Here is a 15,453-nt window from a genome sequence, read left to right as displayed (position 1 = left end):
AACCCGAAGGTCGTCGGTTCAAATCCGGCTCCCGCAACCAATTCCTGTACATAATTCTACTTATTTCTTCTGAATATATCATTCTTAGTATTTCTCAATTATTTTCTAAAGACTCCCTTTGCCTTATCTTATGTTTTGAATGACGATTAGAAAATGAGGTTTACTGCTTGCAAAACATGTGAAGCGTGATCGGCAATGAGAAGAAGGTATAGCGATGAGGTCAGCGCCGCCATACCTACAAACAGGTTAAAATTGTCTAGCGTATTCTTCTGCTTGACGCCACACCCTTAAGGTATTTCCTCCTAAGATTTTCTTGATTTGGCCTTGGGTATAATTTCTATCTAAAAGACCTTGTACTAAATTAGGATAAGTCGACACATCTTTTAGACCAATAGGCAGAGAATCACCTACTCCGTCGTAGTCAGACCCAATACCAACATGATCGATGCCAATTAGCTTAACAACATGATCTATGTGATCAAGAACTTGTTCAAGCGTGGCAAATGGGAAAGGGTTTTTTGCACGGTATGCAGCCGCAAAATCGGTTGGGGTATTGCCGCTCTGTTGTGCTGCTTTTTGTGCTTTATTGCGCACATCATACCAACTTCGAGAGCTTGCCGTGACAAAGCTTGAGCCAAAATTTATCTGGATAACACCACCATTTTTTTTGAGTGCTTTTAACATTTTGTCATCCATGTTGCGCTCAAACCCAGGGGTATATTTACGTAATGATGAGTGAGATGCGATAACGGGTACTTTGGATATTTCCATTGTTTGATAAAATGCGGCGTCAGAAATATGTGATACATCAATGAGCATTCCGATTTTGTTCATTTCAGTTACTAGGTTCTTACCGAATGGGCTGAGTCCTTTCCATTTTCTACGAATATCATAAGATGAATCAGAAATATGGTTACTTTGTGAGTGTGCTAAGGTGATATAGCGTACACCGCGGTCAAAAAAGTGCTTGAGGTTTTTCAGCTCCCCTTCAATAGGGGAGCCATTTTCCATCCCCATCGCAATAGACATCTTCTTTTGTTTAAAGTGTACATAAATGTCTTTGGTTGAGTATGCAATTGCAAACTTATCAGGGGCTCTGAATGCGAGTGCTTCCATGCCATCAATCAGTTGATTAGCTAGCTGATAGCTTTTACCTTTCCCTTCAAACTCTAAGTTGGCCGGAATATAAATAGACATAAAAGGGGCGTTTAACCCCCCTTTTACCGCTCTGGGATAATCAAAATCACCTGACTTGGTGGCCTTACTTACGTCATCCCATTGTTCTTTAAGTCGATATGGTACATCAATGTGTGTATCAATCAGGATGTTTTGTTGTGCGAGACGATGGGCGAGCTCTGATGCTTGATAATCTTTTGCATGTACACCGGATATCATCAGTGCTAGTGCGCAAAGAGAATAACGTAAGGTCATGATTTTGCCTTTTTAGTTTAGTTATTAGCTCTAAACTATAACTGAAAATGCAACAGGGCAAAACCAGCTTTAGCTGTAATCCTCACTTTGCATGGCTTGAAATTGGGCTTTTGTGACAATATTGACAGATTCATGCAGTTCTGAGAATACAATCAGCGCTTCCCCTGCGGTGAGTAGCGCTTTGACATGGGCTATTTTTTCTTCAGTGGAATACTCATGCTCGCCGTAGTCGGTGCCTTCTCGCAAAACATAGTGCTCAATTAAATTAGCCAGTGTGGTTGGGTCAAGTTGTTGCATAGGAATGATCATATTTTTTTATCCATATTGGCCAATGTAGTAAAATAGTGAGGTACAGCTTGCTCTAACCAAAAAAAGGGTTTAAATGGGTTCACGCCACTAATGAACCCGACATGCCCACCACGCTCTGACACCGCTAACGTAACGGCACTACTAACTTGTGCTTCATGGGGGATGGCTTGTACAGACAACATTGGGTCATCTTTGGCGTGAATAAGCAAGGTAGGGGTTTGTATGTGCTTTAAATAGGGTTGAGCACTGGCTTGGTGATAGTAATCTTCCGCATTGTCAAAACCATGTAGTGGAGCAGTAATTTGATTATCAAATTGCCACAAGTCGTTGAAGTTATTCAGGGTCACTTTATCTAAAGGCAATACACTTTGAATAGTTGGTAGCTTACGGGAAAACGACTTCTTCATTCTGTCGAGCAAGTACTTTTGATAAAGACCATAGCAACTGCTACGTATGACTTGGCATGAAGATGAGAGGTGATATGGTGCAGAAATGACGGCGGCACCAGAGAGCTTACATGTATGGCGTTGTTCACCTAAATACTTTGCTAATACATTTCCGCCTAATGAAAAGCCGACCGCATAAAGCGGGCTGTCAGCATAGCGCTGTTTCAGCGTTTTAATTAAAAAGCTTAAATCGCTGGTTTCACCACTGTGATAGGCGCGTGCCAGTTTATTTGGTGCGCGAGAGCAGTTACGAAAATGCATAAGTACTGCGTTGAAGCCTTTCTTACTGAGTGCGTTAAGCATCCCTTTAGCATAAAAGCTATTAATATTACCTTCTAAACCATGTAAAATTATCGCGATTGGGGCACTGGGCTTTTTGTTTTTGGCCCATGCAAGTTCAAGGAAGTCACCATCAGGGGTCGTCAGTTCCTCAAAATAGACAGGTACTTTTTGAAATGGTCTAAAAAAACGCGGCAGTATGGTTTGCACATGCCGGTTGCGCATCCACCATGCACCTTTAAATGAGTAATCCATAAAACATCTTGCTATCAATGGGTCGATTAGTTTAACAAAAAACGCTGAATGTGTTGAGGCTTAAATAGGCATGATCGCAGATAATAAAAAGCACCCGACTAACTAGGTTAGTAAGGTGCTTTGTGCGTCGTGCTTAATTAGTCTACATTGAGAATATATATTATTGTTTTATAATTACTTTATTGTTCAGGTACTTCTGCGTCATTAATTTTCTTGATAAAGTAATACACATAAAATAGACACAGCCCAATCACAATCCCCAAAAATCCGAATGACAAGAATAATACTGGGTCAGTAAAAAAGTCTCTGAAGAATACGTTCATGGCCGTGACTCCTAATTAGTTGATGTATTCATCTTAGAGGAGGGGCTTACGAAGGATTATGATCAAGATCAAGTTTTTTAAGCGTGCTACGAGGGTTAATTCACTGATTTGATCTTGATCATGTTTTTGTGGCGAAAAAGCATTGTTTTAAGGCTAGTGCGTGGTGCTCATCGAGGTAAAACGTCAGGTTATTTGAGACGTTGTTATGGCTCAAAGTATCAGATTCGAGGTGTTCTATAAGTAATTGCTGCTGAAACTTCTCAAGTGCTAATTCACTTGTTAACAGCTGCTTTCGCAATGACTGATAAGCAGGGTGGCGTTGATAAGATGTCTTGATGTGTTTGCGCAATTGCCTGTGTTGTAACAATGTTTGCGCGTCTATATCCGAACACAGATCTGCTAATGCTTTAACTTGTATTGGCGTTAACTGTATTTTTTGTTGCTCTAGGTAAAGTAATAACAAGCATAGGTTTATGTTTTTATTATGCTTATCTTGTAGCGACAACAACAGCTCCTTGATGTTAGGCAGGGCATAGCTAGCGCAAGAAAATTGCCAAAACAGCGCAGCAGAGAGTGCGTTCATGCACTCATACCCTGTTCAAAATGGCGCTCTTTCCCTTCCAGTTCTTCTAATGCCACGAGCAAATCTTCTTCAACTTGGTTAAGCTTTGGTGTCAAGAGCGCTTGTTTATTGAGTAAGTCAGTCAACTTAGCCTTGTTATCTTCATGATACAAATCGTTATCCGCTAACTGCATCTCAATCGTGGCCAACTCATCGGAATGCTTATCTAGCGCTTTTTCTAGCTTTTCAATTTGCTTTTTTAACGGTTGCACTGACTTTCTAAATTCGGCTGCTAGGCGCTTTTGTTCTTTACGATTACTACTAGAGTGACTTTTTGTGTCTACTTCCGGTTTCTTCGCGGCCTCTTTGTTTGCATTTAATAACCACTGATAATACTCATCAAGGTCATAACCAAACTGGGTTACCGTACCATTATCAACGAGGTAGTATTCATCGGCTGTATTTTTTAGCATGTGGCGATCGTGTGATACGGTGACCATGGCGCCCTCAAAGCCTTGCAATGCCATAACGAGTGCATGACGCATTTCTAAATCTAGGTGGTTGGTCGGTTCATCAAGTAACAATAAATTGGGCTTTTGATAGACTAACATCGCAAGTACGAGTCGTGCTTTCTCTCCGCCAGAAAATGGTGCAACTGGATCAAGTGCTTTGTCACCTATAAACGCAAATCCGCCTAAAAAGTCACGTAGGGATTGTTCACTGGCTTTGGGGTCAAGACGCTGTAAATGTGTGATTGCATTTGCTTGTAAGTCTAATGACTCAAGTTGGTGTTGTGCAAAATACCCGATATTTAAACCTTGATGTTGGAATACTTCCCCTGCTTGTGGTGCTAGCTCGCCGGCAAGTAATTTAATGAGAGTTGATTTACCCGCTCCGTTACGGCCTAACAGGGCAATGCGGCTACCTGGAACAAGGTTTAATTTAATTTTATGTAAGATAGTGACATCACCATACCCTGCAACAGCATTGTCTAACGTCATAAGTGGGTTAGGCAATGCTATGGGGTCAGCAAACTCAAAGTTGAAGGGGGAGTCTGCATGCGCTGGCGCAAGTTTCTCCATTCGTTCTAGCGCTTTAACCCGACTTTGCGCTTGCTTTGCTTTACTTGCTTTTGCTTTAAATCGTGTAATAAATTGCTCTAAATGTGCAATATGTTCTTGTTGCTTTTCAAACAAAGCTTGGTGTTGTGCCATTCTTTCAGCTTTTTGGCGTTCAAACTGAGAATAATGGCCTTTATAAATATTTATGCGCTGTTGATCTATATGCCAAATTTGGTCAATGACGGCATCTAAAAACTCTCTATCGTGAGAAATTAGCACCAGAGTGCCAGTATATGCTCGCAAGAAACGCTCCAGCCAATAAACCGCATCTAAATCTAAATGGTTAGTTGGTTCATCAAGCAGCAGCAGATCAGCATCACGAATGAGCGCTTGGGCTAGATTTAAACGCATGCGCCAACCACCAGAGAAGGCACTCACAGGGTTATCTATTTGCGCATTTGTAAACCCCAAGCCATGCAGTAATTCACCCGCTTTAGATTCAATGCTATAGCCATCAATGAGTTCAAGCTTTTGATGTACTTTGGCTTGTATCGCACCGTCACCGCTCGCCTCAGCTTGCTGCAAAGTGATGCGGCATTGATAATATTCGTGATGACCTTGCAGCACATATTCCAGCGCACTGATGTCTAATGCCGGGGTTTCTTGTTTTACCGAGGCAATAGACCAATCTTTAGGAAATTGAAAATCTCCAGAGTCTAATTGTAATTCACCTTTTAATAGCGCAAATAGAGTGGATTTTCCACAGCCATTGGCGCCGACTAAGCCAACTTTATGTTCAGGGAATAAAGTGGCATTAGCATTTTTTAAGAGTGTTTTACCACCACGAAGTAACTCAATATCAGACAGCTGGATCATAGTTTCAATTCTAAATGTGCATTAGGTACATCATAACATGATCTGCTTAATCCTGTTCAAGCGTATCATGCACAGTCGCTTTAGGATAAAATGGGATGGTTGTTATATAACCCAGTAGTAGGGGAACATTTGTGAAACAGAAAAAACGCTTTATTGCAGGCGCATCGTGTCCAGAGTGTAAAAAAATGGATGTGATGATGCTATTTAAAGAACATGATGTGGAAAAGGTCGAATGTGTTGAGTGTGGTCATATCATGACACAACCAAAAGCAGCCGTGCAGGCGTCGACTCGCCAGTTTGAACAAGTTATTGGTGTGTTTAAGCCAGAATAAACTGGCTGAACAACGAAAGGTTAGTAATGGGGAGGAGGCGGTTCTTGATGTTGTGGAATAATACCAGACTCATTGGTTTCCTTCATCTTTTCACCAATTAATTCAATTTGGCGCTGCATCTTCGCTAGGCGCTTTTGATGAGTTTGTAATTCATCATTGAGTGTGTCTATCGTGTCATCTTGAAAAGACACTTTAGCCTCTAATTCCATAACGCGGTTTTCTAAATCAGTCATCAACGGTTTACTCGCTTAAATCGTTCTAGTAGTCCACTAGAGCTTTCTGTTAATAGTGCTTGGTCTTGGTTTACAAATGCCACATCAAATACAACGGCTGATTTAGGTCGGCTCCCAGACCTGGGCTCAACAAGCCAAGATCCAAGCTTTTGTCCATCATTTACCTGCCATAAATCCATTTGTCGACTGGGTGAACCGGTAAGTAGCAGTTCACTACTTTGATTGAAACGCACAGCACTAAAAATTTTCTGTCGGGCAATATACTGTAATTGCGAGACAAGATCACCTGAAGTCAGTTGCCATATGCTGGCTTTTTTTAAACTGTCTGCGGTAAATGCATACTGCCCACTGGCATCTAATGCGACTTTTGTGACTCGACTTGGGTGATTAAATCGATGAATTACCTGCCCAGTTTTGGTATTCCAGAAGTAGGCACTGTAATCATTTGCGCCAGTTAACGCAAAATGTCCATTCGGTGATAATGCGATACTATTAATTTTTTCTTGATGTCCAAGGAACTCTATGCGCCTTCCGCTTTCTAAGTCCAGATGTACAACAACGTTATCGCTGCGACCATAAAGTATGTAACGGCCCTGGTTGCTGATTGCAATGTCGCGAATAGTGCCTGTTTTTATTTGATAGAAACCTTGGTTTTTGCCATTTTTTATATTCCAAATGGCAAAAGTATTATTTTCGGCAGTAACGGCAAAGCTATTATCGTATGCAATAGCCAGTGAGTGGACGAGGTTTTCATGCTCAGATGATTGGTGCCATTGATATTTTAGCCCATGGCTATCATTGTCCCATAGGCTGACACCATGTTCGACTGAGGACACTAAACTGTAACGACCATCTTGAGAAAGCGCAGCTGTGAATGCACCCCGTGCGGCGTGTTCAACAGTAAACTCAGCTTGGTTAGTGCCATCAGAGCAGCTTATAAGCAAAATTAATAGTGATAGCAGGGCGACACGAAAAACATTGGGCATAATATCGGTATTTTCCCTTAACGTCATGTAGTGCAAAGGGTAGACTATATATAATCTGCCCGTTAGAAGTAGTATGTTATTAGATACTAGCGTATCAAGTACACAAAGTCGCGTTAACTTATTCTACGTTTAGCGTTTGAATTTGGCATCTACTGCGATGAATGATAATGTGGCTACAATAGATTTAACCATTAATATAATATTAACAGACTACCGTTAGGTATGTCGGAAAGAGAGAATAGACAGAATGAAACAGACGATTAAATTGTCTTTGATTGCTGCGTCAGTTTTAGCATTAACTGCATGTAATCAAAAAGCTGAAGAAAAGCCAGTTGAAGTTAAACTAGAAACAGAGCTACAACAACAAGCTTATGGCATTGGCGCTTCAGTAGGTAATTTCTTGCAAAAAGACCTAGCTGATAAAAAAGGTTTTGGTGTTGAGCTAGATCAAGCGTTACTTATGCGTGGTTTTCAAGACGCATTAGCGGGAGAAGCAAAACTAGATGAAGCTAAAATCCGTGAAGTCCTTACTGCGTTAGATACATCGGTACGTGAGTTACAAGCTGAAAAAACCAAAGTAGATGCTGAAAAGAATAAAGCTGAAGGCGAAAAGTTCTTAGCAGATAATGCACAAAAAGCAGGTGTAACCGTTACTGAGTCAGGTTTGCAGTATGAAGTATTAAGTACAGGTGAAGGTAAAAAGCCATTAGTCACTGACGTTGTTAAAGTACATTATAAAGGCACTTTAATTGACGGTACTGAGTTTGATAGCTCGTATTCTCGTGATGAGCCAACTACTTTCCCATTAAATCGTGTTATCTCAGGTTGGACTGAAGGTTTACAGTTAATGCCAGTTGGGTCTAAATACAAGTTTACTATTCCAGCGAACTTAGGTTACGGTGAGCGTGATCTAGGTAAAATCCCAGCAAACTCGACTTTAGTATTTGAAGTTGAATTACTGGAGATCCAAGAAGAAAAAGCGGAAGCTGCTGCTGAGTAATTCATTTCTACAGCATCAGCAAAAAGGGCCTCAATAGGCCCTTTTTAATTGTTGCTAACGTTCCGCAATGGCATAGCTATTAACGACTATAATTGGCATAGAGGTTATCAATCAACTCATCTTCTAACTCGAAGCGCAGTTCCAGTGTTTCACCTAATTTAGATAAATCACTATCAAACTCTACCAATGGGCTTTCTTGAGAGGCTTCGGCATATTTATCATTGAAATCTAAAGCAAGGTCAGTTGTATCAGCAATTTTAGGATAAAGCGCTTGCGCTAATTGTGCGCTTTCAGGGCCTTTTTCCTTACAGGCTTCTACGATGTTATCGTAGATTTCAAAATGGCCAGCGGATAAATAGTCCATAAGAATTTGACAGAAAGATTGAATTTGTACCTGCTCAGGTAAAGCTTGTTCATTCTTATCGTAAGGGGAAAATCCAGCTATTTTACAATAAAGTAATAACAGCTCTTGACGTTCAGCCAACCATGCATCAATAACACTATGGCTACCTCCCCATTTTTGTTGGGCTTGTTCTAACCTAGAAAGCATAGCGGACTCCTTTAGCGGATTGTTTTCCTCTATGAAAAGGAAATCTGCTGCAAAGGTCAACCTATTTTTATTTTATTTCACCAAAACTGGTGTAGGTGTTTGATTTTTAATGAGTTGTTGTTTTGGGTAAATCAGTCGCTTTTCACAAGAAAAAACCACCCGTAGGTGGTTTGTAAATGAGTTTAGCTCTTTGATAATAGTTGTTATTTTTATTATAAAGGTGTTTTGTTGTTATTTTTGTAACGCGCATATTTTATACCAAGCTTTTACCTCTGTTGCAAACAAATTAATGAATTGTTTTACATTTTGTTACGTAGCAATGGGCTAACTTTCTGAATTTCAGTCTCTTTTAATCTAGATCATATTCCCGTATTTTGGTGCTTGCTTTTAATAGAGCGTTTGCGTGGATGATGATACAATCTGCTCAATTTTTAAAGCTTTGGAATTGAGAGCCGCTATGAGCGAATTGAAAAATGATCGTTATTTACGTGCGTTAATGAAACAACCTGTTGATGTCACGCCAGTATGGATGATGCGTCAAGCAGGTCGATACTTACCTGAGTATCGTGCAACTCGCGCACAAGCAGGTGATTTTATGAGCTTGTGTAAAAATGCAGAATTGGCATGTGAGGTTACTTTGCAGCCGTTGCGTCGTTATCCACTCGATGCGGCTATTTTGTTCAGCGACATCTTGACTATTCCAGATGCAATGGGCCTTGGTTTGTACTTTGAAACTGGGGAAGGGCCTAAGTTTGAACGTCCTATTAGTTCTTTGGCTGATGTGCAGAAAATCCCCAAATTAGATCCTACTGATGAGCTGGGTTATGTGATGAACGCGGTCAGTACAATTCGCCGCGAATTAAAGGGTGAAGTGCCTTTGATTGGTTTTTCTGGCTCTCCTTGGACACTTGCCACATATATGGTGGAAGGGGGCAGTAGTAAAACCTTTGGAAAAATAAAGAAAATGGCGTTTGCTGAGCCTAAGACATTGCATCTGTTGTTAGACAAATTGGCAGATTCAGTGATTGATTACTTGAACGCGCAGGTAAAGGCAGGTGCACAGTCTTTAATGATTTTTGATTCATGGGGAGGTGTGTTAAGTCCTCGTGATTATAAAGAGTTTTCATTGCAATATATGCATAAGATTGTAGACGGTCTCATTCGTGAAAATGATGGTCGAAAAGTGCCCGTAACGCTATTTACAAAAAATGGGGGTCAGTGGATCGAAGCGATTGCAGCGACTGGTTGTGATGCAGTAGGCTTGGATTGGACAATTGATATTGGTGATGCTAAACGTCGCGTGGGTGATAAGGTTGCCTTACAAGGTAATATGGATCCATCAATGCTACATGGTACGCCAGAGCGTATTCGTGAAGAAGTTCAGCACATTCTAGCTGGATTTGGTGAGGGCAATGGCCATGTCTTTAATTTGGGCCATGGTATTACTCCGGAAGTGGATCCTGAGCATGCGGGCGTTTTCATTAATGCAGTTCACGAATTTAGTGCGCAGTATCATAAGTAAGCACTTCTATAAGATAGTGGCTCATTTGCAGAAAACCCAAGCGATTGCTTGGGTTTTTTGTATTTATGGGGTCCGTTTTTCAAGTACTATTTGGCAAATGCGCGTTTCATAAAGTTAGGAGTTGCCAGTGCACCTTTGTGAATACCTGTATTATAGTAATCAGTATGAAATAGTGCTTTATCAGCATCTTGCTCTCTGAAGCCTGAGAACCCTTCGCCCTTACGGGCCATCGTTGATGACCATAAGCCACTTGGGTAAATCGGTTGCGGAAAGGGTAAAGTTTGTAAGTCAACAAACCCAACATCTGTCATAGCATCACGCATTTCAATGAGTAGCGGCATATGCATTAGGGGAGATTCACTCTGTTGGATCATGATCCCACCTTCACGTAAAGCGTTTAAGCAGCTTGCATAAAAAGCATGGTTGAAGAGCCCTTCACCAGGTCCTACAGGGTCGGTACCGTCAACGATAATGACATCAATAGATTCAGCATCCGCTTCTTTCATAAATTTTATGCCATCATCAAACATGATGGTGGCTCTTGAGTCATTATTCGATTCACACAGTTCGGGGAAGTATTTAAGCGACATTTGTGTTACAACTTCATCGATGTCGATTTGCGTAACACGTTCAATATCTGGGTGTTTTAAAACCTCACGCAGGGTTCCACAATCCCCTCCCCCGATAATAACGACATTCTTCGGTGCTGGGTGAGAAAACAATGCTGGGTGACTCATCATTTCATGGTAAAAGAAGTTTTCTCTGCTGCTGACCATAGTACAGCCATCGATTATCATTAAGTTGCCAAAGTCGGTGGTTTCATACATTTCAACATTCTGGAATGGAGATTGGATCTCATCGAGTTTTCTGTTGATACGCAGAGAAAAGGCGCTGCCATCACGGTCACTTACTTCGGTAAACCAACGGTTTGCTTCTAGATTTGCCATATATATTTCACACTTACTATTCAATTCGGGTAATTTTGCCAGTGAGCACGTGTTTGCTCAATCTATTTTAGCGCATTTTCGCTAAAAGCTCATGTTTCATCTGAGTTATAACTAATAAGGGGATGAGTTTTTGATATGTAATAATGAGCTGAACCCAGATAAAAAATCATGGTATTGTGGTTATGGTTGTAAAGGGGAAGTGGGTAGCATGGCGCTACTCACTTTATTCACAGAGCGATTTTATGGCTCTGTGCCGCATCTTTCTTCGTCGCATTGGTTTGCGTTGAGTTGCCATACGGCACCATCTTTTCTGACGCGCAATCTAGAATTAAACGCTTGATTCCCACTTTTGTTGTAAAAACTCACATCAACATCTTTGTACCATGACTCGCCACTGTAGTTTTGTAACATAGCAGAAAGACGAACAAAGTCATGTAAATCAAGGCTGTCTAGACCAAACCCTTGGCAGTCTGCGCGACATGTGAAGTGAACTTCATACTTGTCCATGTATACATCAGCGTCACCATTATGCGCGTTTGGTTTAAACAATTGGTTAGAGTTGTTGCTATGCAGTGCAATAAATTGCTGTAATTGACTGACTTTCAAGCCAAGATAACTGGCAAGGTTGGCATCATTTTCATTTTTTTGGCTTAAAAACTCAGCAGCTAGTCCAGTGGTTAATTCAACACCATTTAAATAGCTTATGAATGCAGGGAGCTCATCGGTCCTTTTTATATGTAATAACTGCTCGTCTGTGTATTCAGGTACCATAATATGTGTCATAAAGCTTTCATATCGCTGTATAGCCCGTACATATGCTGCTTCGGTAATACCTAATTCTATGGCATTTGATTTTAGTGTCTCTACTAGCTGTGCTTGTTTGGCATGATCTACCAGTATTGTATTTGTATTGGCTGATGCAATATTTGAGGTTAAAGCCAAACCGATGATGGCCGACAATAATAGTTTTTTCATTTTTCCTTTACCTAATTAATGGTATTAATGTTGTTTTGTTTAACAATGAATCAAGTGTTGATGTTTGTTTCATTATTGGGGTTAATGTTATTTTTTGGTATTCGGTGTGTCAATGTTCGCGTTTATTCTGTCTAATAAATGTAAATTACACCCTCGCTTTGTCCTGTTTTTGAATGGACAGGTATGTGCCGTTTTTAAATTTGAACCTGATGTGTGGTTTTTGCTTTTCTAACATATATGATTAGAAGAATTTAGCTAAAATAAAGCGAATTTTGTTCGCCAATAGTATGCGCTAGTATTAAAATACGCCTTTCGAATTGAGTAAGTGAGATTGCCATGAAATGGGGCTTAGAGACAGCGCGAGATATCTATAATGTTGCACATTGGAGTGATGGCTATTTTGATATTAACGATCAAGGTGAGCTCGTTGCATTCCCGGATGGGGAAAAAAGGACTCCGGCAATCTCATTGACCGAACTGACTGAACAATTTAAAGCAGAAGGCTTAACATTGCCGGTTTTGGTCAGGTTTACAGATATTCTGCAGCACCGTGTTGATACTATGACAGAGGCGTTTTCCTTGGCTTGTGAACAAAAGCAGTATCAAGGTCACTATACCTGTGTTTATCCGATAAAAGTGAATCAACAACGTTCGGTGGTGAGTAAACTATTAGCTCACCCGAGCGGGTTAGTTGGTTTGGAAGCCGGGTCTAAGCCTGAATTAATGGCTATTTTAGGTCTTACGAACAAACCGATTACCATTGTGTGTAATGGTTATAAAGACAGTGAGTTTTTACGTCTTGCATGCATTGGGCAAGCGATGGGTCATAACGTTAACGTGGTGGTTGAAAAGCTTTCTGAATTAACCTCTCTCATTAAAGAAATTGACGACTTAGACATTGAACCAGCGATTGGTATTCGGATCCGATTAAACTCAGTTGGCAAAGGTAAATGGCAGAATACAGGCGGTGAAAAAGGTAAGTTTGGATTAACTGCGGGGCAAGTATTAGAAGCGGTGGAGACTTTAAAACGTCATAACAAACTACATTTAATGAATTTGGTACATTTCCATATCGGATCGCAAATTGCCAATATTCGTGATATTCAACGGGCATTAACGGAATGTGCCCGCCATTTTGCAGAGCTCTCTCGATTAGGCGTGCCCTTAAAAACGGTGGATGTGGGCGGCGGCCTAGGTGTGGACTACGAAGGTTCTGGGTCACGAAGCGCTTGCTCAATGAATTATACGGTAGCGGAGTATGCTCGTAATGTCGTGGGTGCTTTTGCGGATGTATGTGACCAACATGATCTAGCGCACCCTGCGATTATCACCGAATCAGGTCGTGCACTTACAGCGCATCATGCGGTGTTAATCACAGACGTTATTGATATTGAAAAAGCGCCAAAGCAAACGTCAAATACACCACCGAATAAAAGTGATCATGCTATTTTGCACCAGTTATGGCAAGTGCTCCATCGCATCACACCACGCTTGGCATTAGAGGCTTATCACGATGCAATGCATTTATTTAGCGAAGCGCATGGTCAATATGTGCATGGTTTGGTGAGCATGACGCAATGGGCACAAATTGAATTAATGTATTTCACTATTTTGCATCAAGTTCGTGAAACATTAAGCGATAATGCACGTTCACACCGCGAAGTGTTGGATGATTTAAATGAGAAGTTGGCTGACAAGCTTTTTGTGAACTTTTCTTTATTTCAATCATTACCTGATGTTTGGGGGATCCAACAGCTATTCCCTGTAATGCCGATAGAGTCTTTAGATCAACCATTGACTCAAAGGGCCATTATCCAAGATATTACCTGTGATTCTGATGGACAGATCAGAGAATATGTTGAAGGCTCGGGAATTGAATCAAGTTTGCCAATACCGCCTTATCAATTTGGTCAGCAATACCATTTAGCCATGTTTATGGTTGGAGCTTATCAAGAGATATTAGGTGATTTACATAACTTATTTGGTGATACTGATTCTGTGCATGTGGAGTTGACGGAGCAAGGATATACGTTAACCAATGCAATTAAAGGGGATAGCGTGGCTGATGTTTTGAAATTTGTACATTATGATCATGAAAAACTGTCTAATAATTTTGTTGAGCAAGTGAGCAAGTTGGATATTGAGCATGATTTAAAAGCGCAATATTTAGCTGAATTAAACGCAGGATTAGCAGGGTATACCTATTTTGAAGATTAAGCTTTTTATTGGCTTAGGTTTTTCGTAGCATAAAAACAAGGTATTATTCTCAGTCATGAATTAGGCTCGCATATGTAGCAAGATGTTAGCCTTTTGACTTAGGTTGTTGTAAAGGAAACATTGAATGTCGTTGTTACGTCGCATTATCAGTTTATTCTTGTATGCCCTGAATACGTTAGTTTGGTTTATACCCATTTTCTTATTTGGCTTATTGAAGTTGTTACCAGTCCCTATATGGCAAAAACTTTGCAGTAAACTGGCCAAAGAGTGTGCAAGCATGTGGGTTGCAGGCAATAACTGTAATCAGAATTTAATCACGCCATTTGAGCTAAATATAACAGGCTTAGAAGATATTAAACGTAAGGATTGGTATTTGGTGATTGCCAATCATCAAAGTTGGGTCGATATTGTGATTATGCAACGCGTTTTACATAGAAAGATCCCATTCTTAAATTTCTTTTTGAAAAAGGAATTATTGTACGTGCCAGTGCTAGGTTTGGCTTGGTGGGCGCTAGATTTCCCATTTATGAGCCGAACCAGCAAAAGTCAATTGCGTAAAAACCCGAAGCTCAAAGGCAAGGATATAGAAACAACGCGTAAAGCCTGTGAGAAGTTTAAAACTATGCCTGTGAGTATTGTAAACTTTGTGGAAGGCACACGTTTTACTCCAGAGAAGCATCAGCGCCAAAAAAGTCCGTTTGACCATTTATTAAAGCCAAAGGCCGGTGGCATTGCATTTGTGATGCAAGCGATGGGTGAGCAAATTAACAAAGTGGTGAATGTGACAATTCATTATCCAGACGGGATCCCAAACTTTATCGACTTTGTCAGTGGCAAGGTAAAAAGAGTAGATGTGCACATTGATGTAATGCCTGTAAGTGAAGAGCTAATAGGGGATTACAGTAACGACAACGAATTTAGAGTGCGTTTTCAGTCAGAATTAAATCGTTTATGGAGCGACAAAGATCAGCAGCTTGAAAAATTACAGCACGTTAAATAGACCGCAAGATAGGTGTGGGGAGCATTTGTAAATACGCTCCTCAATAAACCTTAGTTAATTAGGTGCCAGCAGTTAATGAGTACACAGCACTCACCTTCAAAAAACCAAGATGTGGAAATACGGTGATTGTATTAGCGTAAGCTGATGAG

At 40.6% G+C, this 15,453-nt stretch carries 16 protein-coding genes; 5 read left to right on the top strand and 11 right to left on the bottom strand.

Annotated elements, in window-relative coordinates:
- Positions 1-246 precede the first annotated feature (246 nt).
- From J8L98_RS13690 to J8L98_RS13665, 6 genes are all read right to left on the bottom strand, one after another.
- A complete protein-coding gene (locus J8L98_RS13690) occupies positions 247-1,431 on the bottom strand; it encodes a dipeptidase (RefSeq protein WP_192506034.1) in 1,185 nt (394 codons plus the stop codon).
- A 69-nt stretch (positions 1,432-1,500) separates the two neighbouring features.
- Positions 1,501-1,740 carry a YheU family protein gene (locus J8L98_RS13685; RefSeq protein ID WP_210996859.1) on the bottom strand — a complete coding sequence of 80 codons (240 nt, stop codon included), beginning with the start codon at positions 1,738-1,740 and terminating at the stop codon, positions 1,501-1,503.
- On the bottom strand, positions 1,737-2,720 hold the full coding sequence (locus J8L98_RS13680) for a hydrolase (protein WP_210996858.1): 984 nt from the start codon (positions 2,718-2,720) through the stop codon (positions 1,737-1,739). Before J8L98_RS13680 ends, J8L98_RS13685 begins: the two co-directional genes overlap by 4 nt.
- Positions 2,721-2,899: 179 nt before the next feature.
- On the bottom strand, positions 2,900-3,043 hold the full coding sequence (locus J8L98_RS13675) for a hypothetical protein (protein WP_192506031.1): 144 nt from the start codon (positions 3,041-3,043) through the stop codon (positions 2,900-2,902).
- Between the two features lie 118 nt (positions 3,044-3,161).
- Positions 3,162-3,626, bottom strand: coding sequence for a TIGR02444 family protein (locus tag J8L98_RS13670; RefSeq protein WP_210996857.1), 465 nt, complete (start codon positions 3,624-3,626; stop codon positions 3,162-3,164).
- Positions 3,623-5,542 (bottom strand): ATP-binding cassette domain-containing protein, encoded by a 1,920-nt coding sequence (locus tag J8L98_RS13665; RefSeq protein WP_210996856.1) that lies wholly within the window; start codon positions 5,540-5,542, stop codon positions 3,623-3,625. Before J8L98_RS13665 ends, J8L98_RS13670 begins: the two co-directional genes overlap by 4 nt.
- A gap of 131 nt (positions 5,543-5,673) precedes the next feature.
- Here J8L98_RS13665 and J8L98_RS13660 point away from each other — a divergent pair, with 131 nt between their 5' ends.
- Entirely contained in the window at positions 5,674-5,874 is a 201-nt protein-coding gene (locus tag J8L98_RS13660; RefSeq protein WP_192506028.1) for a YheV family putative zinc ribbon protein, read from the top strand.
- Between the two features lie 20 nt (positions 5,875-5,894).
- Here J8L98_RS13660 and J8L98_RS13655 read toward each other — a convergent pair whose 3' ends face one another.
- Both J8L98_RS13655 and J8L98_RS13650 read right to left on the bottom strand, forming a co-directional pair.
- On the bottom strand, positions 5,895-6,107 hold the full coding sequence (locus J8L98_RS13655) for a SlyX family protein (RefSeq protein ID WP_210996855.1): 213 nt from the start codon (positions 6,105-6,107) through the stop codon (positions 5,895-5,897).
- The gene (locus J8L98_RS13650; protein ID WP_210996854.1) at positions 6,107-7,093 is read right to left on the bottom strand and encodes a hypothetical protein; all 987 of its coding nucleotides are present in this window, start codon (positions 7,091-7,093) and stop codon (positions 6,107-6,109) included. Before J8L98_RS13650 ends, J8L98_RS13655 begins: the two co-directional genes overlap by 1 nt.
- Before the next feature lie 247 nt (positions 7,094-7,340).
- On the opposite strand from J8L98_RS13650, the gene fkpA reads away from it, so the two are divergent.
- Complete coding sequence (fkpA, locus tag J8L98_RS13645; protein WP_192506025.1) at positions 7,341-8,093, top strand: FKBP-type peptidyl-prolyl cis-trans isomerase; 753 nt, start codon at positions 7,341-7,343, stop codon at positions 8,091-8,093.
- A 79-nt stretch (positions 8,094-8,172) separates the two neighbouring features.
- Here fkpA and rsd read toward each other — a convergent pair whose 3' ends face one another.
- Positions 8,173-8,643 carry a sigma D regulator gene (gene rsd / locus J8L98_RS13640; protein ID WP_210996853.1) on the bottom strand — a complete coding sequence of 157 codons (471 nt, stop codon included), beginning with the start codon at positions 8,641-8,643 and terminating at the stop codon, positions 8,173-8,175.
- Between the two features lie 457 nt (positions 8,644-9,100).
- On the opposite strand from rsd, the gene hemE reads away from it, so the two are divergent.
- Complete coding sequence (gene hemE, locus J8L98_RS13635; protein WP_192506023.1) at positions 9,101-10,165, top strand: uroporphyrinogen decarboxylase; 1,065 nt, start codon at positions 9,101-9,103, stop codon at positions 10,163-10,165.
- A gap of 86 nt (positions 10,166-10,251) precedes the next feature.
- Here hemE and speE read toward each other — a convergent pair whose 3' ends face one another.
- Positions 10,252-11,112, bottom strand: coding sequence for a polyamine aminopropyltransferase (speE, locus tag J8L98_RS13630; RefSeq protein WP_210996852.1), 861 nt, complete (start codon positions 11,110-11,112; stop codon positions 10,252-10,254).
- Positions 11,113-11,352: 240 nt separating this feature from the next.
- Positions 11,353-12,087, bottom strand: coding sequence for a hypothetical protein (locus tag J8L98_RS13625; RefSeq protein WP_210996851.1), 735 nt, complete (start codon positions 12,085-12,087; stop codon positions 11,353-11,355).
- Between the two features lie 336 nt (positions 12,088-12,423).
- On the opposite strand from J8L98_RS13625, the gene speA reads away from it, so the two are divergent.
- Positions 12,424-14,304, top strand: a complete 1,881-nt coding sequence (speA, locus tag J8L98_RS13620; protein ID WP_210996850.1) for a biosynthetic arginine decarboxylase — start codon at positions 12,424-12,426, stop codon at positions 14,302-14,304.
- Positions 14,305-14,428: 124 nt separating this feature from the next.
- Positions 14,429-15,304 carry an acyltransferase gene (locus tag J8L98_RS13615; RefSeq protein WP_192506020.1) on the top strand — a complete coding sequence of 292 codons (876 nt, stop codon included), beginning with the start codon at positions 14,429-14,431 and terminating at the stop codon, positions 15,302-15,304.
- Positions 15,305-15,453: the final 149 nt, after the last annotated feature.

It is taken from the genome of Pseudoalteromonas sp. MMG013 (assembly GCF_018100885.1).
Classification (GTDB): Bacteria; Pseudomonadota; Gammaproteobacteria; order Enterobacterales; family Alteromonadaceae; genus Pseudoalteromonas; species Pseudoalteromonas aurantia.
Note: the sequence above shows the minus strand (reverse complement) of the source record. Positions and strands in the feature narration are given on the sequence as shown.

What these genes read in the sequence shown, in the direction of transcription:
- J8L98_RS13690 (WP_192506034.1), bottom strand. Translation starts at nt 1,431, where the DNA reads ATGACCTTACGTTATTCTCTTTGCGCACTAGCACTGATGATATCCGGT.
- J8L98_RS13685 (WP_210996859.1), bottom strand. Translation starts at nt 1,740, where the DNA reads ATGATCATTCCTATGCAACAACTTGACCCAACCACACTGGCTAATTTA.
- J8L98_RS13680 (WP_210996858.1), bottom strand. Translation starts at nt 2,720, where the DNA reads ATGGATTACTCATTTAAAGGTGCATGGTGGATGCGCAACCGGCATGTG.
- J8L98_RS13675 (WP_192506031.1), bottom strand. Translation starts at nt 3,043, where the DNA reads ATGAACGTATTCTTCAGAGACTTTTTTACTGACCCAGTATTATTCTTG.
- J8L98_RS13670 (WP_210996857.1), bottom strand. Translation starts at nt 3,626, where the DNA reads ATGAACGCACTCTCTGCTGCGCTGTTTTGGCAATTTTCTTGCGCTAGC.
- J8L98_RS13665 (WP_210996856.1), bottom strand. Translation starts at nt 5,542, where the DNA reads ATGATCCAGCTGTCTGATATTGAGTTACTTCGTGGTGGTAAAACACTC.
- J8L98_RS13655 (WP_210996855.1), bottom strand. Translation starts at nt 6,107, where the DNA reads ATGACTGATTTAGAAAACCGCGTTATGGAATTAGAGGCTAAAGTGTCT.
- J8L98_RS13650 (WP_210996854.1), bottom strand. Translation starts at nt 7,093, where the DNA reads ATGCCCAATGTTTTTCGTGTCGCCCTGCTATCACTATTAATTTTGCTT.
- fkpA (WP_192506025.1), top strand. Translation starts at nt 7,341, where the DNA reads ATGAAACAGACGATTAAATTGTCTTTGATTGCTGCGTCAGTTTTAGCA.
- rsd (WP_210996853.1), bottom strand. Translation starts at nt 8,643, where the DNA reads ATGCTTTCTAGGTTAGAACAAGCCCAACAAAAATGGGGAGGTAGCCAT.
- hemE (WP_192506023.1), top strand. Translation starts at nt 9,101, where the DNA reads ATGAGCGAATTGAAAAATGATCGTTATTTACGTGCGTTAATGAAACAA.
- speE (WP_210996852.1), bottom strand. Translation starts at nt 11,112, where the DNA reads ATGGCAAATCTAGAAGCAAACCGTTGGTTTACCGAAGTAAGTGACCGT.
- J8L98_RS13625 (WP_210996851.1), bottom strand. Translation starts at nt 12,087, where the DNA reads ATGAAAAAACTATTATTGTCGGCCATCATCGGTTTGGCTTTAACCTCA.
- speA (WP_210996850.1), top strand. Translation starts at nt 12,424, where the DNA reads ATGAAATGGGGCTTAGAGACAGCGCGAGATATCTATAATGTTGCACAT.
- J8L98_RS13615 (WP_192506020.1), top strand. Translation starts at nt 14,429, where the DNA reads ATGTCGTTGTTACGTCGCATTATCAGTTTATTCTTGTATGCCCTGAAT.